Origin of the sequence: Salinicola endophyticus, assembly GCF_003206575.1 — a bacterium.
In the GTDB taxonomy this organism is placed as follows: domain Bacteria; phylum Pseudomonadota; class Gammaproteobacteria; order Pseudomonadales; family Halomonadaceae; genus Salinicola; species Salinicola endophyticus.
Genome location: NZ_PZJO01000011.1, coordinates 93,659 through 111,306 on the forward strand (window position 1 = coordinate 93,659; position 17,648 = coordinate 111,306).

Annotated in this window: 17 protein-coding genes; 7 read left to right on the plus strand and 10 right to left on the minus strand. The window is 66.6% G+C overall.

Annotation, left to right across the window (positions count from 1 at the left end; all coding sequences use genetic code 11):
* Positions 1-57: 57 nt before the first annotated feature.
* Positions 58-1,347, minus strand: a complete 1,290-nt coding sequence (locus tag DOM66_RS18575; RefSeq protein ID WP_110676502.1) for a DEAD/DEAH box helicase — start codon at positions 1,345-1,347, stop codon at positions 58-60.
* 294 nt (positions 1,348-1,641) lie between these two features.
* On the opposite strand from DOM66_RS18575, the gene DOM66_RS18580 reads away from it, so the two are divergent.
* Both DOM66_RS18580 and xthA read left to right on the plus strand, forming a co-directional pair.
* Positions 1,642-1,878, plus strand: coding sequence for a hypothetical protein (locus DOM66_RS18580; RefSeq protein WP_110676503.1), 237 nt, complete (start codon positions 1,642-1,644; stop codon positions 1,876-1,878).
* Complete coding sequence (gene xthA / locus DOM66_RS18585) at positions 1,878-2,696, plus strand: exodeoxyribonuclease III (protein WP_110691162.1); 819 nt, start codon at positions 1,878-1,880, stop codon at positions 2,694-2,696. The genes DOM66_RS18580 and xthA overlap by 1 nt, the downstream gene beginning before the upstream one ends.
* Positions 2,697-2,813: 117 nt before the next feature.
* On the opposite strand, the gene DOM66_RS18590 is transcribed toward xthA, so the two are convergent.
* Genes DOM66_RS18590 through DOM66_RS18615 form a run of 6 tightly spaced genes read right to left on the minus strand, consistent with a single transcriptional unit; the run spans position 2,814 to position 8,185 of the window.
* Positions 2,814-4,145 carry a tetratricopeptide repeat protein gene (locus DOM66_RS18590; RefSeq protein WP_245392490.1) on the minus strand — a complete coding sequence of 444 codons (1,332 nt, stop codon included), beginning with the start codon at positions 4,143-4,145 and terminating at the stop codon, positions 2,814-2,816.
* 2 nt (positions 4,146-4,147) lie between these two features.
* A complete protein-coding gene (locus DOM66_RS18595) occupies positions 4,148-4,903 on the minus strand; it encodes an energy transducer TonB (protein WP_110691164.1) in 756 nt (251 codons plus the stop codon).
* Positions 4,903-5,310 (minus strand): ExbD/TolR family protein, encoded by a 408-nt coding sequence (locus DOM66_RS18600; RefSeq protein WP_110676510.1) that lies wholly within the window; start codon positions 5,308-5,310, stop codon positions 4,903-4,905. The genes DOM66_RS18595 and DOM66_RS18600 overlap by 1 nt, the downstream gene beginning before the upstream one ends.
* Positions 5,303-5,770, minus strand: a complete 468-nt coding sequence (locus DOM66_RS18605; RefSeq protein WP_110691188.1) for a MotA/TolQ/ExbB proton channel family protein — start codon at positions 5,768-5,770, stop codon at positions 5,303-5,305. The genes DOM66_RS18600 and DOM66_RS18605 overlap by 8 nt, the downstream gene beginning before the upstream one ends.
* A gap of 49 nt (positions 5,771-5,819) precedes the next feature.
* Positions 5,820-7,265, minus strand: coding sequence for a MotA/TolQ/ExbB proton channel family protein (locus DOM66_RS18610; protein WP_245392491.1), 1,446 nt, complete (start codon positions 7,263-7,265; stop codon positions 5,820-5,822).
* Positions 7,262-8,185: a DUF3450 domain-containing protein gene (locus DOM66_RS18615; protein WP_245392492.1), complete on the minus strand. Its 924-nt coding sequence runs from the start codon at positions 8,183-8,185 to the stop codon at positions 7,262-7,264. The genes DOM66_RS18610 and DOM66_RS18615 overlap by 4 nt, the downstream gene beginning before the upstream one ends.
* A gap of 389 nt (positions 8,186-8,574) precedes the next feature.
* Between DOM66_RS18615 and DOM66_RS18620 the strand changes: the two genes are divergently transcribed.
* From DOM66_RS18620 to DOM66_RS18635, 4 genes are all read left to right on the plus strand, one after another.
* A complete protein-coding gene (locus DOM66_RS18620; protein WP_110691165.1) occupies positions 8,575-9,435 on the plus strand; it encodes an AraC family transcriptional regulator in 861 nt (286 codons plus the stop codon).
* 385 nt (positions 9,436-9,820) lie between these two features.
* Positions 9,821-11,899 (plus strand): TonB-dependent siderophore receptor, encoded by a 2,079-nt coding sequence (locus DOM66_RS18625; RefSeq protein WP_223162080.1) that lies wholly within the window; start codon positions 9,821-9,823, stop codon positions 11,897-11,899.
* A 72-nt stretch (positions 11,900-11,971) separates the two neighbouring features.
* Entirely contained in the window at positions 11,972-12,427 is a 456-nt protein-coding gene (locus DOM66_RS18630) for a hypothetical protein (protein WP_110691167.1), read from the plus strand.
* The gene (locus DOM66_RS18635; protein ID WP_110691168.1) at positions 12,414-12,815 is read left to right on the plus strand and encodes a hypothetical protein; all 402 of its coding nucleotides are present in this window, start codon (positions 12,414-12,416) and stop codon (positions 12,813-12,815) included. Before DOM66_RS18630 ends, DOM66_RS18635 begins: the two co-directional genes overlap by 14 nt.
* Positions 12,816-12,946: 131 nt before the next feature.
* On the opposite strand, the gene DOM66_RS18640 is transcribed toward DOM66_RS18635, so the two are convergent.
* Together DOM66_RS18640 and DOM66_RS18645 are read right to left on the minus strand one after the other, a co-directional pair.
* Entirely contained in the window at positions 12,947-13,873 is a 927-nt protein-coding gene (locus DOM66_RS18640; RefSeq protein WP_110691169.1) for an electron transfer flavoprotein subunit alpha/FixB family protein, read from the minus strand.
* A gap of 14 nt (positions 13,874-13,887) precedes the next feature.
* A complete protein-coding gene (locus DOM66_RS18645; RefSeq protein WP_110691170.1) occupies positions 13,888-14,637 on the minus strand; it encodes an electron transfer flavoprotein subunit beta/FixA family protein in 750 nt (249 codons plus the stop codon).
* Between the two features lie 395 nt (positions 14,638-15,032).
* Here DOM66_RS18645 and DOM66_RS18650 point away from each other — a divergent pair, with 395 nt between their 5' ends.
* Positions 15,033-16,688, plus strand: coding sequence for an electron transfer flavoprotein-ubiquinone oxidoreductase (locus tag DOM66_RS18650; RefSeq protein ID WP_110676938.1), 1,656 nt, complete (start codon positions 15,033-15,035; stop codon positions 16,686-16,688).
* Positions 16,689-16,769: 81 nt separating this feature from the next.
* Here the strand turns inward: DOM66_RS18650 and DOM66_RS18655 are convergent, their stop codons facing one another.
* Entirely contained in the window at positions 16,770-17,597 is an 828-nt protein-coding gene (locus DOM66_RS18655) for a sulfurtransferase (protein WP_110691171.1), read from the minus strand.
* Positions 17,598-17,648: the final 51 nt, after the last annotated feature.

Sequence of the window (17,648 nt, forward strand, 5' to 3'; positions counted from 1 at the left end):
CCTGTGTGGGGAAGGCAGGGTGACCGCTCACAGGGGTGAGCGGTCAATCGGGATGGCTTAGACGAGCATCGACTCCGGCGGCTGCTCGCAGGGCAGCTTGTCCTTGATATAGGCCTCGATCTCGGGCAGCGAGAACGCGTCCTCCTCGCCGACGAAGCTGATCGAGACCCCCTTGGCGCCGGCGCGACCGGTACGGCCGATACGGTGCACGTAGTCCTCTGGATCCTCGGGCAGGGTGTAGTTGACCACGTGGCTGACATCTTCGATATGGATGCCACGCCCGGCGACGTCGGTCGCCACCAGCACCTGGATCTCGCCGTCACGGAACTTCTCCAGCGTGCTGATGCGCTGGTTCTGCGGCACGTCACCGGAGAGCATCGCCACGTTGATGCCCGCTTCGCGCAGCGTTCCATCGAGTTCACGTACCAGATCGCGGCGGTTGCCGAACACGATCACGCGCTCCATCGACTCCTGCTTGAGCAGGTTGATCAGCAGTCTGCGCTTGTCGCTGTCGCTGACCAGATAGACGCGCTGGTCGATATTGGCGGCATTCTCGGTGGTCACCTCGATCTCGACGTGGGCCGGCTTGTGGGTCCACTGCTCGGAAAGACTGAGGATATCCGGGGTGAAGGTCGCCGAGAACAGGAAGGTCTGGCGCTCTTCACGCTTGGGCGTATAGCGGATGATGCGCTTGACGTCGGGGATGAAACCCATCGACAGCATGCGGTCCGCCTCGTCGAGCACCAGCACCTCGACCTGGGAGAGATCGATGTCGCGCTTCTGCTGGAAGTCCAGCAGCCGGCCCGGGGTGGCCACCAGGATGTCCAGGTTCTTGACCAGCTGCTCGCGCTGCTTCTGGTAATCCATGCCGCCGACCACACTCGCCACGTTGAGCGAGGTGAAACGCGCCAGCGCCTTGGCATCTTTTTCGATCTGCAGCGCCAGCTCGCGGGTGGGCGCGACGATCAGGGCCCGCGGCGTCCCCGCGCGCTGACCATCCGGCGCCTCCTCCTCTAGGAAGTAGGCGAGCATCGAGATCAGGAAGGCGGCCGTCTTGCCGGTACCGGTCTGCGCCTTGCCGACCACGTCGCCGCCGAGCAGCGTGTACATCAGCGCTTCGGCCTGGATCGGGGTGCAGTACTCGAACCCCTCGGCGTGGATGGCACGCATCAGCGCCAGCGGCAGATCGAAATCGTGGAACCGCCAGCGGCCGGCCACGGGCGCGACTTGGAACTGATCCAGCGACCAGCCGGTGGCGTTACGCGACTGCGATTTACGAGGCTTGCGTCGACGCCGCTTGGGTCTGCGGTTCTGTGCCGGTGCCTGGGTGTTGTCCGACTCACTCATAATTATGACGAATGTCCGAATTCGATTGACGATGAAGCCCGCGCGGATATGGAGAGCCGCCGAAGCAGTGCTGGCGCTCGATCCGACACCGCCACTCGGCACCGCCGCTGGCGGCACACCGAGGCCCGGCGTCGGCGCGGGCAAGCCCCTAGTGTACCAGCCTGGGTGCGTGACGTCGCCAGCCGGGCGGCGAGCCCGGCCTGTCAGTCGCCTTGGCGCCTGTTAGAATGGAGCCATGAGACGACAATGCCCCCGGCACTCAGGCCGTGGGCGCCGCTAGCAAAGGCCGCGTGAATGACTCGCAGAAAGAAGACCCGCTCCCTGGCCGACAAGGTCAGCATCCGCACTGGCAAGCGCAAGGATTACCGCCGCTGGCGCCATGACAACCCCGACGAGGTCACCTCGTCGCGCCGCTACGTGGCCAAGAAGGATCAGCAGCGCAAGGCGCAGGCCGAGCGCAAGCTGAAGCGCCAGAGCGTGGCGCCGCTGCCGCTGCACACATCCGATGCCAGCCAGGAGGATACCGACTGATGCGCCTGGTCTCGTTCAACATCAATGGCATCCGTGCCCGCCTGCACCAGCTCGAAGCGCTGGTGGAGACCCATGCCCCGGACGTGATCGGGCTGCAGGAGACCAAGGTCCAGGATAGCGAATTCCCGCGCGAGGCGGTCGAGGCCCTCGGCTATCACGTCCACATCCACGGCCAGAAGGGGCACTACGGCGTCGCGTTGATGACCAAGGCGCGCCCGGAACAGGTCCACTACGGCTTGCCCGACGACCCCGAGGATGCCCAGCGGCGGCTGATCGGTGCCACGCTGGCAATGCCGGACGGCCGCCCGCTGACGGTGTGGAACGGCTACTTCCCCCAGGGCGAGAACGTCACCCACCCGACCAAGTTCCCGCACAAGCGCGCCTTCTACGCCGGGCTCAGCACGCTACTCGATACGCGCCACGACCCCGCCGAGCGCCTTGCCATCATGGGCGACTTCAATATTTCACCGCAGGATATCGACATCGGTATCGGCGAGGAGAACCGCAAGCGCTGGCTGCGCGAGGGCAAGACCAGCTTTCAGCCGGAAGAGCGCGAATGGCTAGAACGGCTCAAGGGGTGGGGGCTGAAAGATAGCTACCGCCTGTGCCATCCCGACAGCAGCGAGCTGTTCAGCTGGTTCGACTACCGCTCCAAGGGGTTCGATCGCGAGCCCAAGCGCGGTCTGCGTATCGACTACATCCTGGTCACCGAGCCGCTGGCCGAGGCCACCCGCGCCGCCGGTATCGACTACGCGCTGCGCGGCATGGAGAAGCCCTCGGACCACGCTCCGGTGTGGAGCGACTTCGATCTCGACTGAGTGGATGTCGACCTGATTGGCAACGACAGATACGACGACGCCCCGGCTTGCGGGGCGTCGTCGCGGGTCAGCGGCCGCCGACACCCGATTCAGCCAGCCGGGGCAGACCACCGCTCTTCAGCCCAGTGACTCCAGCCACTGCTGGGCCTGGGCCTCCCCCGCCGCCGCCGCACGCTCGAGCGCCCGGCGTGCCAGTTGCGGCCGCTCCAGCTGGGCCGCGGCGACGCCCATCAGCAGCCAGTCGCGCCCCTGGGCAGCCTGCGCCGACGAGACACCACTGCCCCTTTTCTGGGCCACGTCGCTCTGGGCCACTTCGCTCTGGGCCACTTCGCTCTGGGAAACTTCGTCGGCGGGCACGATCTGACCCAGCGCGTCGAGCACCACCTGCCACTCGCCCCAGCCGTAGGCGGTCTCGGCCAACTGGCGCCAGTCCGCCGTACTGCCGGTCTGGGTAGCCAGCGCGCGCCACGCCGCCAGCGCCTTGGCGTGTTCGCGTGCGGCGGTCCACGCCTGCGCCTCCAGGCGCAGGTTCCGGGTCGAGCGCGGCAGCTGGCCAGCATCCAGCCAGCGCGCCAGATACTCCCCCGCGCGGGCCGGCGTCCCCCCTGCGATATGCAGCTCGGCCAGCTGCACCAGATCCTGCGGCTGAGTCAGCACGCCACGGCGCCAGCCGCTCTCCCAGATCGCCGCCGCCCGCCCGGGGTCGCCGGCACGCTGGGCAAGGCCCGCAGCGCGCCGCCACACCTCCGGCGAGTCAGCGGCGTCGCCGAGCAGCGCCAAGGCGTCGTCGAAGCGTCCGCTCTGCTGATAGACCGTGCTGGCAAGCTGGCGCTGAGCGTCGTTCCAGGCGGCGCTACCCGATGCGCGCAGGCGATCGAGCGAGTTGGCCGCCGCCTGCCACTCGCCCAGGGCGGCACGCGTGCGCACCAGCAACCAGCGCGACTCGGCGTCGCCACCGCTGGCCTCGACCCAGCGCGTGAGCAGATCGGCGCCGCGCTCGCGCTGGCCGGCCGCAAGGCGCAGCTGCGCCTCCTGGCGCAGCCAGGCCAGCCGCCGCGCCGCCGGGACCTCAGCGATGCCGCGGGCCGTGGCCAGGCGTGCCGCCGCGACCGCACTCTCGCCCTGGCGGGCCAGGGCGCTGGCTTCCAGTTGCAGAAACAGAGCCCGGGCCCAGCGATCGGCGGCATTGCCGCCCTCGAGACGCGCCGCAGCGGCCTCGGCACGCGACGCCACCGCGGCGTTGTCGCCCGCCGCCAGCTGCTGCTGCAGCGTCTTGAGCGACGCAATCATGCTGGCGCGCAGGGCCGGCCCCTCCGCCAGCGCCGGCGTGGCCACCAGCAGCGCCAGCAGCAAGGTAGCGCCAAGACGGCGCGAGCCGGCTCGGCGCTTGCCGGCAGTGAAAGCTCGGGTAGTACTGTGCAACGTGGTGGCAATCTCTGGCGCGTCCATGGTCACCCTTGCAGTTTGAACTCGATACGCTGGGTGGCGCGGCGCACGTCGTCCGCCGGCGGGAAGCGCCAGCGTGCAACCGCCTCCTCCACCGCGCGGTCGAACACATTGGCCGGCTCGGCGTCGATCACCCGCAGGCTGCCACCGTCCACGCGGCCATCGGGCTGGATGACGAAGCTGACCTCGACATAGCCCTCCATACCGCGCCGCCGCGCCCGCGCCGGATAGGTCGGATTGACCCGACTGGTCGGCTGCAGCTGCCCCACGTCCCGCGGTGAGGCCTGGGTGCCCTTGCTCGACGCTGGCTGCGAAGATGGCGCCTGAGCCTTACTGGGCGCCGGCGACGGGCTCGGCTCGGGCCGCGGCTGAGGCTGAGGTTGCGGTGCTGGCTTGGGTTGAGGCTTTGGCTGGGGCGTCGGCCGCGCCTCGCTCAGCTCGGGTAGCGAGGCGTCCAGGGTCGGCGCCGGGGTCTGCGTCTGCGCCACCTGAGGCTCGGGTACCGCGATCGGACTGGGCGTCGGCGCCGGAGCCGGTGCAGCCGCCGGTGGCGGCGGTGGTGCGGCCGGCGGTGGCGGTGGCGGCGCGGCACTCGACGTCGGCGCCGTCTGCGCCTGCTGCGGCGCCTCGACCATGGCGATCGGCGCCGCGCTGACGATCTCCTGGTTGTCCGGTGCCGGCGGCGCCACCAGCAGTGCCAGCAAATAGAACAGCACCAGCGCCAGCGCAGCACCGGCAACCACGCCTACCACCCTACGCATCAGCCGGCATCCCGGTTGGCCGCCACGGCGACGTTGTCGACCCCGGCCTGGCGAATCCGATCCATCACCTCGAGCAGCAGTCCGGTGGTCGAGCGGCGATCGGCCTGAACCACCACGCTACCGTTGCCGGAGACCAGCGCGGCGACCTTGGCGCCGACCCGATGCGCATCGACCGCCTCACCGTCGACCCAGACCGCGCCATCCTGGGTGATCGCCACCAGCACCTGGGTATCGGGGCGTGCGGTCGCCTCGCTCGACTGCGGCCGCTCGATCTCCACCCCGCTCTCCTTGATGAAGCTGGTGGTCACGATAAAGAAGATCAGCATGATGAAGACGACATCCAGCATCGGGGTCAGATCGATCCCGGTGGTATCGTCGCTCGCTTCCCGCAGGCGCCGTCTACGCATGGGCATCCTCCACCGCGCGGGCCATGCGATCGTGCAGTCGCTGATCCTCGCGCCGAATGATCTGTTCCAGTCGGGACACGAACAGCAGCCCGACCACGGCCACGGCCATGCCCACCAGGGTGGGCAGCGTAGCGCGGGCAACGCCGTCGGCCATCGCCCGCGCCTGACCGCTATCGCTGAGCGAAAGACTGTCGAACACCTGGATCATCCCGGTCACGGTGCCCAGCAGTCCCAGCAGCGGACACACCGCCACCAGCAGCTTGAGCCACGGCAACGGCTGGCGCAGGCGCGCCAGCAGTTCACGGGTCCACACCTCACGCAGGGTGAGCGCGCTCCAACTGACGTGGTCGCAACGCTGGATCCAGGCATCGATCAGCGCCCGGCGGGCACGGCGGTGGGTGACGCGCCAGTAGATCAGACGCTCCAGCGCCAGCGCGAACAGCGCCATGGCAACCAGCATGATCACCACCAGGACTCCGCCGCCGGCGCCGATCAGCCAGCGGATCGGTTCAAGCGTGAACGCCACGATGGCTCTCCTGATCCTGGCCCGCGGCCTCCAGGTGCTCGGCCAGGACCGCACTGGCTCGCCCCTCGAGCAGCCCGACCAACCGCCGACTGCGGCTGCTCAGCGCGGTATTGACGAACAGCAGCGGCACCGCGGTGATCAGACCCAGCACGGTGGTCACCAGCGCCTGGCTGATCCCCCCGGCCATCAACTGCGGATCGCCGGTGCCGAACACGGTGATCGACTGGAAGGTGATGATCATCCCGGTGACCGTCCCCAGTAGCCCCAGCAGCGGTGCCACCGCGGCGATCAGCTTGACGATCGGCTGGCCCCGCTCCAGGCGCGGCTGCTCCGCCAGCAGCGCCTCATCGAGACGCGCCTCCAGGGCCTCCGGAGCCTGGCTCGGGCCCAGCGCACCGAAGCGCCCCAGCACCCGCCCCAGGGGGTTGTCGTCACGCAGCCGCTCGGGGTCGCGCAACTGACGCCGCATGCGCGCGCTCACCTGGAGCAGGTAGACGTACTGCGCCAGCGCCACCAGCAGGCCGATGGCCCCCAGCCCCACGATCACGTAGCCGACGTAGCCCCCCTGCTGGAACCGCTGCCACAGGCTGGGCTGCTGCGCGATCGCCTGCAATACCTCACCATCGGTGGGATCGAAGAAGAAGCGCTCGCCCTGCCCGGCCTGAAAGTCGCGCAGCGCCGATCGGACATATCCGGGGGTATGCGGGAAGACATCGAGCGGCAGCTTGGCATCGGTATTACGCGCCAGCAGATCGCCTTGGCTGAAGGCCACGCTGTCACCCAGACGCACCACCGGACGCACCTGGACATCGCCGTCGGCCGCCGCCACCGGTGCCTGGAAGCTCACGCCGCGGGCACTCTCCGCGATCAGCGCAGCGAGATCGCCGCGCAGCCGGTCGAGGGTATCGATATCGATCAACCCGCGATCGTCCAGCCGCGGCGGCAGCTGCGCCGCGCCACCCAGCGTCAGCCAGCTGTCGCTGAGGGCATCACGCAGCTCGCCGGCCTGCTGCTTGATCACCTGCGACACCGCTTCGATATCGGCTGCATCGCCGCCACGCTGCTGATTCAACGCGGCCAGCGTCTGGCGCTGCTCGCGCTGGCGCTGTTCCAGTTTTTCGCGCTTTGCCTGGGCCGCCGACAGACGTTTTTCGGCGTCCGCTACCGCGGCTTCAAGCTTCTGGCGGTCATCCACCAGCGCGGCCAGGCGCGCATCGTCCCGCGCCTCGGCCTCACGACTGTCGGCCTGGAAGCGCGCCAGCACCTGCTGCAGCGTATTCGGCGCCTCCGCCTTGTCCTGGCTCTTGGGAGCCTCCTGGGTCTGGACGGGTGTCGACTCCTGGGCCTGAGCCTGGGGCACCATCAACACCGCCAGAACCAGCGCGGCCAGCGCCGCCCGTCCCCGTGCCATGAGCGTATCCATGGTCATGACGCCGACTCCTGTTCCTGTTCTGGCGCCGGGACATCCGCCTGGGGCGCATCTGCCCGGGAAGTGCCCGCCGCCGTCTTGTCATCGGCCGTCGTCGGCGACTGCCCGGGCACCACACTGATAGAGGCCGGCAACGCCAGCAGCGCCGGCGCAGCCTGGTCGCGGGCGATACGAATCCCCCGGCGAACCTCGTCGATCTGGCCCCGATCGAGGGGCTCCCAGCGCTGGCTCGCAACCTTCCATACGCCACCGGCGTGGCCATCGGGAGTGACGTAATAGAAACCGGTGCGCCCCACCCGCAGGTAGTCGACCTGGCGCGCATAGTCGCTGCCGGCCTTCGCATCCGGCGCGCGCTCGCCCGTCAGCGGGCCGCTCCACTGGTCCATCTGGCGACCGTAGTCGAGCTCGGTGCGCCACACCGAAAAGATCTTCTGCAGCTTCCCGGCCTGTGAGGTTTCATCGCTGGCGAGCATCTGCTCGAGGGTATCGACTCGCGCCAGGCGCTCCTGACGCAGAAACGGCATGTCGGCCTCGATCATCCCGCGCAGCTGCTCGACCATCTCGCGCATCTCGCCCGGCAGCGCTTCCCGCGTGGTCGAGATCTGCGCCAACGCCTGTTGCTGCGCCTTGATGCGCCGGGCCTGATCCGCGACCACCGGCGCCAGCTCGGCGTTGTAGCTCTCCAGGCGATCCGCCTGAAGCGTGGCGCGACGCAGCCGCTCGAGGGCCTCGCGGGTGGCGTCGTCGGCACTGTCGATACGCCGCTGCAGCGCGGCCTGGGTCTGCTGTGCCTCGATGCTGGCCTGACTGAGCGAGTCCTGAGCCTGGGCCTGAGCGGCCAAGCCGGCGAGACTCGCGGCGACGAAGCAGAGCGCCGTGACACGGCGGTGGCTTCGTTTCCGCGGGGAATGAAACACCACGCTATCTCCTTGCGAATGGGCCTGAAGCCGTGGGAATGGACCTGAAGCCATGACGGCCACCGCCAGATCCCCTGGGGCGGGACAAAGGCAGCGAAAAGTGAGACGACAACCTAGTACAAACAAGAACAATTATCAATCAGAATCCAGACCACGCCGCCCGCCCGTCGCACACCGGCTCCACCAGTCCATGGGACCTGCGTACGCCAGACTTGGGGAGCGGCATAAAGAGCGCCTCTGCCGCTCAGGAGACGCCTGGCTCAGCGCTCAAGGAGGGCCGAGATGATCAATCCTCCCCTGACTGCGTCATGGCTGGACGTCATTGCACAAGTTGCTCATGATATTTTTCAGTCAGGCCAACGCCTCCTCTGCCATCCAGGTCTCTACCCATCATGTCGAGCATGACCATCACCGACCTCAGCGTAGCGTGGGATGTCGACAGCCTATCGCGGGCCGTTGTGGCCCTGAGTGCCAAGTCGGTATCAGCGGACTGGGAAAATTCGCGGCATCAGCACCGCAAGGCACAGCTCATTTACTCGGCGCGCGGCATCCTCAACTGCGAAGTCGAAGACGGCGTCTGGATCGTGCCGCCGCAGTGCGCCATCTGGATACCCGGAGACCTGCCCCATTCGGCACGCGGGGCAGGTGAAACGGAGTGCTACTGCCTGTTCGTCGAGCCTGGCGCGACCCCGGACCTGCCGACGACCTGCTGCACGATTTCGGTATCGCCACTACTGCGCGAGCTGCTACTCAGGGCGGCCGGTTTTCCCGCGCTTTACCCACCGGGGGGGCGGGAAGAGCGGCTGATTGCCGCCCTGCTCGATGAGCTGGTGGCGGCACCGGTGGAAGACCTGCATCTACCCATGCCTCGTGACCCTCGATTGCGCCGCCTCACGGGAATGCTGCTGGCCGACCCCACGAACAAAACCGCCAAGGCCGATTGGGCGACGCGAATCGGCATGAGCGAACGCAGCATGAGCCGTCTTCTGCTGCACGACATTGGCATGAGTTTCGGGCGCTGGCGTCGGCAGCTGCATGTCATTCTCGCGCTTCAACGTTTGACCCGCGGGGAAAGCGTGCAACGTGTGGCGATGGAGCTGGGATATGAAAACGCCAGCGGCTTCGTCACCATGTTCCGCAAGGCGGTGGGCAAGCCGCCGGCACGCTACCTCTCGGATCGCCTGAGCGGCGCGGCAAGGGCCTCCACGCCCGGCATCGTGCTCCCTGACGCCACGCCCCCCGATACGGAATGACGAAAATCAGCCAGACTATTTTTCATGACGGCCATTCTGTTAACGCTCATTACATTTGGCCTGACTGAATAACAATCTGGCCGGGTTTCGCCATGACTCCGCTCTGACTCCATTGTTAAATACGGCACCCAAATGCAAATGAGACTTATTGATGCCTTCGTTCACACCTGCTGCCCCCTCCCGCTGGCCAACCGATAGGCACCCAGAGCCCGCCGCTCATCCTCATCAGGCAGGGCCGTACAAGAGCGCCACCTGGCGCATGCCCCGCACCGCGCTGGGCTCGGCGGTGGCTGCCGCAGCCCTCATCAGCGCGCAGGGCGCCCTCGCTGCCGAATCAGGGCAGCCCCCACCCAAGTCGGGAAAAACGTCTCGAGCGGAGATGAGCTTGCCGGACATCACCATCCAGGGCCGCAGGGATATGGCGACCACCGAGGGCACCGGCGCCTACACCACCGGCGAGACAGCGGCGGCGACGCACCTGCCGCTCTCCCTGCGGCAAACGCCCCAGGCGGTGACGGTGATCACGCGCCAGCGCATGGATGATCAGCAGTTGAATTCAGTGCAGGAGGTGCTGGAGAACACCACGGGCATCGAGTCTTACCAGTCCGACAGCGAACGCTCGAGTTTCTATTCCCGTGGCTTCCTGATCAACAACGTGCAGTACGACGGTATCCCCACCGAGGTCGGTGGTATCGTCAACGGCAGCGGCATCGGCTCTATCGATACCGCGTTCTATGATCGTGTCGAGGTCGTGCGGGGCGGCTCCGGCCTGCTGACCGGCACCGGCAACCCCTCCGCCGCCATCAACCTGGTGCGCAAACGACCGACCCGTGACTTCTCGGCATCTGCCTCGCTCGGGGCGGGCAGCTGGGATACCCATCGCGGCATGGCCGACATCTCGACGCCGTTGACCGAGGACGGCCGTGTTCGCGCCCGCGTGGTGGGGACATATCAGGACGGGCACGCCTACCTCGACGGTTACAAGCCGAAGAGGCAAGGCTTCTACGGCATCATCGAGGCGGACCTGAACGAAGAGACGACGCTGAGTCTGGGTTATGCCTACCAGGACATCACGCCGAAAGGCTCCACCTGGGGCGGTCTACCGCTATGGTTCAGCGACGGTACGCAGGCAGCGTACTCTCGCGGCAAGAACTACGCGCAGGAGTGGAGCCACTGGGACAACACCCACAAGACGGCGTTTGCCGAGATCGAGCATCGCTTCGACAACGGTTGGAACCTCCGTGCCATCGCCAACCAGTACCGTACAGAACAGGATGCCGAACTGCTCGGCCTGATCGGCCGCCCCGATCGCACCACGGGACTGGGCACCTTTCCCAACGGCGCCTATCCGGCTGCGCTGGCATCCGAAGGACACAGCCGTCAAAACACCTTAGACGTCATGGCAAACGGCCCCTTCGACCTGTTGGGCCGCCAGCACGAACTGGTGATCGGAGCGACGAGTTCCCGCCGCACGTCCAGCGGTAAGGACATTGCGCCCTTCTATGCCGGCACCGCACCGGTCAATGTCTATACCCTGAGCCCCGCCTTCCCCCGCCCTGACTTCGATGCCATGGCTGCGATACCGAAACACACCCGCATCAAGCAGAGCGGTGTCTATAGCGCTGCCCGGTTGTCGCTGGCCGATCCCCTGACACTCATCATCGGCGGTCGATTCAGCCACTACGACATCGACGACAGCGTCAACGGTATGTCGTTGCACTACGAAAAAAACGCTGAATTCACCCCCTATGCCGGCCTGGTCTACGACATCGACGAGACCTATTCGACCTACCTGAGCTACACGCGCCTATTCAATCCGCAAACCGACTATCGGGACAGCAACGGCAACGTACTCACGCCGTCCAAGGGGAAAACCACAGAAATCGGCCTCAAAGGTGCTTACCTCGAGGGGCGCCTGAATGCGTCGGTGGCCCTGTTCGAGACCAAGCTGGACAACGCGGCACAGCAGGTCGCCGGTACCTACACGCCAGGCGGCAGCCAGGCCTATACCGGCGCCGATGGGACGAAATCCCGCGGGATCGAGCTGGATCTCCAGGGCGAACTGAGGCCTGGCTGGAACCTCTACGCGGGTATTGCCCACTTCACCGCACAGGATGGCAATGGCGAGCGTTTGAATTCGCAGCTCCCGCGGACCACGGCCCAGCTTTTCACCACCTACCAGCTGCCCGGCGCGTGGCACCCGTTGACGCTCGGCGGCGGCGTCAAGTGGCAAAGCCGCTTCTACCAGGCGGCCAACACCGGCACCAGCTCATTGGGCGGGGAACAGGGCTCCTACGCACTGGTATCACTGATGGGGCGTTACGCCATCACCCAGCACACCGACGTGGCCGTCAACGTCAATAACGTATTCGACAAGAAGTACGCGCTACAGAAAGGCGATTTCGACACCGTGGGATATGGCGCGCCACGCAATGTGATGGTGACGCTGGACTACCGCTACTGATCTACCGACTGGCGAACGTTTCAGCCGCGGCTATCCGCGGATAGCCAACCATCGATTATCGAGAGAGACCTCATGTCCCTTCACTCCCCTTTGAGCCGGCCACAAGCGCTGGCCACGAACAACCCGAACAAGATGGCCCTGTTCTGGCTGACCACTGCCGTAGGTGCCGTGCTCTTTGTCACCTTTCAGCTGTTCTTCTACGTCAACGACTGGGTAAGAGCAGAGGGAGCGACTCCGGCGATCACCTTCGAGCCAGACGTCCTGTGGGTGTTTTGCGCGTTCTATGGGTCTTGGATCGTCACGGTGCTGCTCGCGCTGATCGGAACCCGCAGGGCGCAGTGGGCGGCGCTGATCCTAGGCACCGCGATGGTCGTACTGAATACCTTCGGCGGGATCGCCGACGGATTGCGCGACGGTTGGTACATCGCCTTCTCAGCCGTTTTCTTCATTACCTTGCCAGGCGTGTTCGCCATTGCGAATACCTGGCGCGGCCTCAAAAGCCAAGGAGCCAGCCATGTCGATGGATAGTTCTGACTTCCCCCTGGTCTGGATGCGTTTTACGCAGGAGCCCGGACATGATCACCAGGAGGACTTCGCCGAATTCGAGGCCAATCTGCAGCGCGGCAAACCCTTCGTACTATTGAGCGATAGCGCACCGACGGAAGAGCACGAACACTCCCCGGAAGAGAAGAAACGCACTGCGCTCTGGATGAAACAGCACAAGGCCGAATTACGCAGGCTGGTACTGGCCATGATTCTGATCGAACCCAGCTCGGCAAAACGCCTTGGCTTCAAGCCGTTTGCCGCCGTTTTTCCCAAGTTCTGGGGCTACCCGCTACTGCTCGCGGCTTCACGTGAACAAGCCATGGAGATGGCAAGAGAACTGCTGCCGGAGGATGCCAAGTCATCCCACTGATGGTCTTCCCTGGCGTCCGACCTCGCATGCCACTCGGCAGCGGCGCACTTCGGCCATCTACGCTGACCACATCACGCGCATGAAAAAGCCGGCGCCCTGGGGCGCCGGCTCGGATCGAGACGAGGCGCGGGTTACAGCTTCTGCTCCAGCGCCGGCAGGATCTCGAACAGATCGCCGACCAGACCATAGTCGGCGACCTGGAAGATCGGCGCATCTTCGTCCTTGTTGATCGCCACGATCACCTTGGAGTCCTTCATCCCGGCCAGGTGCTGGATCGCACCGCTGATACCCACCGCGATGTAGAGCTCCGGCGCGACGATCTTGCCGGTCTGCCCCACCTGCATGTCGTTGGGCACGAAACCGGCGTCGACCGCCGCCCGGGAGGCACCGATGGCAGCGCCCAACTTGTCGGCGATCCCTTCGAGCAGCTTGAAGTTGTCGCCGCTGCCCATGCCGCGGCCGCCGGAGATGACGATCTTGGCGCTGCCCAGCTCAGGGCGATCGCTCTGGGCCAGCTCTTCACCGATGAACCGGCTGCTGGCATTGCTCACGTCGGCGGCGACGGGTTCGATGGCGGCACTGCCGCCGTCCGCCACGGCGTCGAACGCGGTGGTACGAACCGTGATCACCTTGAGCGGATCGCTCGACTGCACCGTAGCAATGGCGTTGCCGGCATAGATCGGCCGCTTGAAGGTGTCGTCGCTGACGACCTCGAGGATGTCGGAGATCTGGGCCACGTCGCGCAGCGCCGCCAGACGCGGCAGCACGTTCTTGCCGGTGGTACTGGAGGCCGCCAGCACATGGGTGTAGTCATCCGCCAGTGCCACCAGCAGCGCCGCCAGCGGCTCTGCCAGCTGATGCGCATAGACCGCGTCGTCGGCCACCCGCACCCGGCTCACACCGTCGAGGCCGGCAGCGGCCTGGGCCACGGCGTCGACCCCTTCGCCGGCCACCAGCACGTCGATATCGCCACCGATCGCCCGTGCCGCGGCGACCACATGCGCCGTGCCCGCCGCCAGTTCGCCATCATGCTGTTCGGCGAGAATCAGAATGCTCATGCCTGCCGCTCCCTTCAAAGCACTTTCGCTTCGGTCTTGAGTTTCTCCACCAGCTCATCCACCGAGCCGACCTTCACACCACCCTTGCGCTCGGCCGGGGTCTCGACCCCGAGCAGCTTGAGCCCACTCTCGACGCTGACGCCCAGCGCTTCCGGCGTCTTGCTCTCGAGCGGTTTCTTCTTGGCCTTCATGATGTCGGGCAGCTTGGCGTAGCGCGGCTCGTTGAGACGCAGATCGGTGGTGACCACTGCCGGCAGCGTCAGCGCCACCGTCTGCAGGCCGCCGTCGATCTCGCGGGTGACGTGGAGTTCGCCGTTGTCGAGAGTGACCGCAGAGGCGAAGGTGGCCTGGGGCATGCCGGAGAGTGCCGCCAGCATCTGGCCGGTCTGGTTGTTGTCGGTGTCGATCGCCTGCTTGCCCAGGATCACCAGATCCGGCTGCTCCTCGTCGACCACCGCCTTGAGCAGCTTGGCCACGGCCAGCGACTCGACCCGCGCCTCGGTCTCGACGTGAATGGCGCGATCGGCACCCAGCGCCAGCGCCGTGCGCAGCTGCTCCTGCGCGGCCTTGGGACCGACGGTGACCGCGACGATCTCGCTCGCCACGCCCTGCTCCTTGAGTCGCACCGCCTCTTCGACGGCGATCTCGCAGAACGGGTTCATGGCCATCTTGACGTTGGTCAGATCGACATCGGAGTGATCCGGTTTGACGCGGATCTTGACGTTGTAGTCGATGACGCGTTTGACCGCGACGAGTACTTTCATGGATGTCCTCGCAGGCTGAAGAAAAGATCGGCAAGAGGGCGGAAGCGCGCACTGACAGGGCTACAGACAAAACCTCACCATCACGCGAACGCGCGATACTTCCGCCGAACCGATTGACGCGCAACAGACTCGCGTCAAACGTGGCCGGGGTCAATCCGCCAGTGGTCCCATCCCGCGGCGGCGGGGCCGGATCAGGGACAACGACGGCGGAAAAGTGCGATGATAGCCCATTATCGAGCGCGGCCCGAAGCCGCGCCTTGGCATAAGCAAAGCGCGCGACGTCATAACATCGAGGCGCGCGGGCAGCCCCCCTATAACAGGTCGCGGCCGGGGCAAAGGCCGGGCCGACAATACCGTAGCGCTAGCAAGGAGGAACCGGTTTGGAACGCGAATCCATGGATTTCGATGTCGTCATCGTCGGTGCGGGTCCGAGCGGACTGGCGGCGGCGTGCCGACTGATGCAGCAGGCCCAGGCAGCGGAGCGCGAACTTTCCGTGTGCGTGGTCGAGAAAGGCTCCGAGGTCGGCGCCCACATCCTTTCCGGTGCCGTGCTCGAGCCGCGCGCCCTGGCCGAGCTCTTCCCCGACTGGGCCGAACGCGGCGCACCGCTGAAGACCGCGGTCACGCGTGACGATCTCTATCTGCTCAAGGACGCGGAAAAGGCGCAGAAGCTGCCCGGCGCGCTGGTGCCCAAGAGCCTGCACAACGTGGGTCATGATACCCAGAACTACATCATCAGCGCCGGCAACCTGTGCCGCTGGCTGGGTGAGCAGGCGGAGGCCCTGGGGGTGGAGATCTTCCCCGGTTTCGCCGCCCAGGAGGCGCTGGTCGACGACGATGGCATCGTGCGCGGCATCATCACCGGTGACATGGGCGTGGCCGCTGACGGCAGCGAGACCGCCAACTACATGCCGGGCATGGAACTGCGCGCCAAGTACACGCTGTTCTGCGAAGGCGCACGCGGTCATATCGGCAAGCGCCTGATCGAGCGCTTCGATCTCGCCGCCGGCCGCGACCCGCAGCACTATGCCATCGGCTTCAAGGAGCTGTGGGACGTGCCCGCCGAGCAGCACGAGCCGGGCCTGGTGGTGCACGGCTCCGGGTGGCCGCTCACCGACAAGGCGGCCGGCGGCGACGGCCACGGCGGCTGGTTCCTCTACCATGGCGACGACAACCAGGTAATGGTGGGGCTGATCGTCGACCTGAGCTATCGCAACCCCTATCTGTCGCCGTTCGACGAGTTCCAGCGTCTCAAGCACCACCCGCAGCTCAAGCGCTACCTGGAGGGCGGCAAGCGGGTCGCCTACGGCGCGCGGGCGATCGCCAAGGGCGGTGCCAACTGCCTGCCCAAGATGACCATGCCCGGGGCGCTGCTGCTCGGCTGTGACGCCGGCACGCTTAACTTCGCCAAGATCAAGGGCATCCACACGGCGATGAAGTCCGGTCTGGTCGCCGCCGAGAGCGTGTTCGAGGCCCTCGCCGAGGATGATGCCGGCGGCCGCGAACTCACCGCCTTCACCCAGGCGTGGGAGTCGAGCTGGGCGTGGCAGGAGCTGCAGGCCAGCCGGAGTTTCGGCCCGGCGGTCCATCGCTACGGTACCCTCGGGGGCGGTGCCTACTACTTCGTCGATCAACTGCTCGGGGGCGGCAAGCTGCCCACGCTGCACGACACCACGCCGGACTACCGCCTCACCCCCGCCACCGAGGCCACTCGCATCGACTACCCCAAGCCGGATGGCAAGCTCTCCTTCGACAAGCCCTCCTCGGTGTTCCTCTCCAACACCAATCACGACGAGGATCAGCCCTGCCATCTGCGCCTGACGGACCCCAGCATTCCCATCGACAAGAATCTGCCCGAATACGCCGAGCCGGCACAGCGCTACTGCCCGGTCGGCGTCTACGAGGTGGTCGAGGAGAGCGACGGCCCGCGGTTCCAGATCAACTTCCAGAACTGCATCCACTGCAAGACCTGCGACATCAAGGACCCGGCACAGAACATCACCTGGGTGGCACCGGAGGGCGGCGGCGGCCCCAACTACCCCAATATGTGATGCGGGCCGGGCCAGGCCCGCAGCGGGAGTCGCCAGGCTCGATCGGAAACGCCGACCAGCGCACTGCGTTGCCGGCCCTGCCTAGGCGGGGCCGGTGGCCACGGGCCGTCCGCCATCCTCGATCCACTCGCTCCAGGAGCCGACATAGAGCCGCGGCAGCGCCAGGCCGGCCACCGCATAGGCGAGGATGTTGTGGCACGCGGTCACCCCGGAGCCGCAGTAGGCGGTCAGCCGCTCTCCCTGGGGCAGGGTCGCGGCCAGCGCTGCCGGTGACTGGAAGCGGCCATCGGCGGCAAGATTGTCGGCGCAGGGGTGACACAGGGCGCCGGGGATATGACCGGCCACCGGGTCGAGGGGCTCCTCCTCGCCGCGGAAGCGCGAGGCAGCCCGAGCGTCGATCAACTGACCGCCCTCAGCCGCCAGCCGTTCCAGCCCGATCCAGGCCGTGTCGTGGTAGTCGGGCCGCCAGGCCGTGGCACCGGCCGCCGCCTCACGCGATACCTCGTTCGGCGCCAGGGGTACCGTCTCCCCCGCCGCCGCCTGCCACGCCTGAATGCCGCCATCGAGCACGCGCACATCCGGGTGCCCCGCCCAACACGCCAGCATCCACCAGCCCCGCGCCGCTGCCAGCCGGCCACCCTGATCGTCGAACACCACCACGGCTCGCCCAGGCGTCACGCCGAGACGCAAAAGCGTCGCCGTGAAGTCCGCCTGTGACGGCAATGGATGGCGGCCGCCGGCGCCGGATGCTGCCGACATGTCGCGTTCGAGATCGAAGCGGCGGCTATCTGGCAGGGTCACGGCAGCCTCGGCGCTGTCCTGACGAAAGGCACGGCAATCGAGCAGCAGTGGCGGCTGGGAGGTCTGCAGCTGGGCTTCGAGTGCTTCGGGAGTGATCAGTACCGACATGGCGCAACGCCTCAGGCATGGGAGTCACCCCATGCTGCGCCGTGCCGCACT

Coding starts and splice junctions, on each gene's coding strand:
- DOM66_RS18575 (WP_110676502.1), bottom strand. CDS start 1,347: ATGAGTGAGTCGGACAACACCCAGGCACCGGCACAGAACCGCAGACCC.
- DOM66_RS18580 (WP_110676503.1), top strand. CDS start 1,642: ATGACTCGCAGAAAGAAGACCCGCTCCCTGGCCGACAAGGTCAGCATC.
- xthA (WP_110691162.1), top strand. CDS start 1,878: ATGCGCCTGGTCTCGTTCAACATCAATGGCATCCGTGCCCGCCTGCAC.
- DOM66_RS18590 (WP_245392490.1), bottom strand. CDS start 4,145: ATGGACGCGCCAGAGATTGCCACCACGTTGCACAGTACTACCCGAGCT.
- DOM66_RS18595 (WP_110691164.1), bottom strand. CDS start 4,903: ATGCGTAGGGTGGTAGGCGTGGTTGCCGGTGCTGCGCTGGCGCTGGTG.
- DOM66_RS18600 (WP_110676510.1), bottom strand. CDS start 5,310: ATGCGTAGACGGCGCCTGCGGGAAGCGAGCGACGATACCACCGGGATC.
- DOM66_RS18605 (WP_110691188.1), bottom strand. CDS start 5,770: ATGCTGGTTGCCATGGCGCTGTTCGCGCTGGCGCTGGAGCGTCTGATC.
- DOM66_RS18610 (WP_245392491.1), bottom strand. CDS start 7,265: ATGACCATGGATACGCTCATGGCACGGGGACGGGCGGCGCTGGCCGCG.
- DOM66_RS18620 (WP_110691165.1), top strand. CDS start 8,575: ATGTCGAGCATGACCATCACCGACCTCAGCGTAGCGTGGGATGTCGAC.
- DOM66_RS18630 (WP_110691167.1), top strand. CDS start 11,972: ATGTCCCTTCACTCCCCTTTGAGCCGGCCACAAGCGCTGGCCACGAAC.
- DOM66_RS18635 (WP_110691168.1), top strand. CDS start 12,414: ATGTCGATGGATAGTTCTGACTTCCCCCTGGTCTGGATGCGTTTTACG.
- DOM66_RS18640 (WP_110691169.1), bottom strand. CDS start 13,873: ATGAGCATTCTGATTCTCGCCGAACAGCATGATGGCGAACTGGCGGCG.
- DOM66_RS18645 (WP_110691170.1), bottom strand. CDS start 14,637: ATGAAAGTACTCGTCGCGGTCAAACGCGTCATCGACTACAACGTCAAG.
- DOM66_RS18650 (WP_110676938.1), top strand. CDS start 15,033: ATGGATTTCGATGTCGTCATCGTCGGTGCGGGTCCGAGCGGACTGGCG.
- DOM66_RS18655 (WP_110691171.1), bottom strand. CDS start 17,597: ATGTCGGTACTGATCACTCCCGAAGCACTCGAAGCCCAGCTGCAGACC.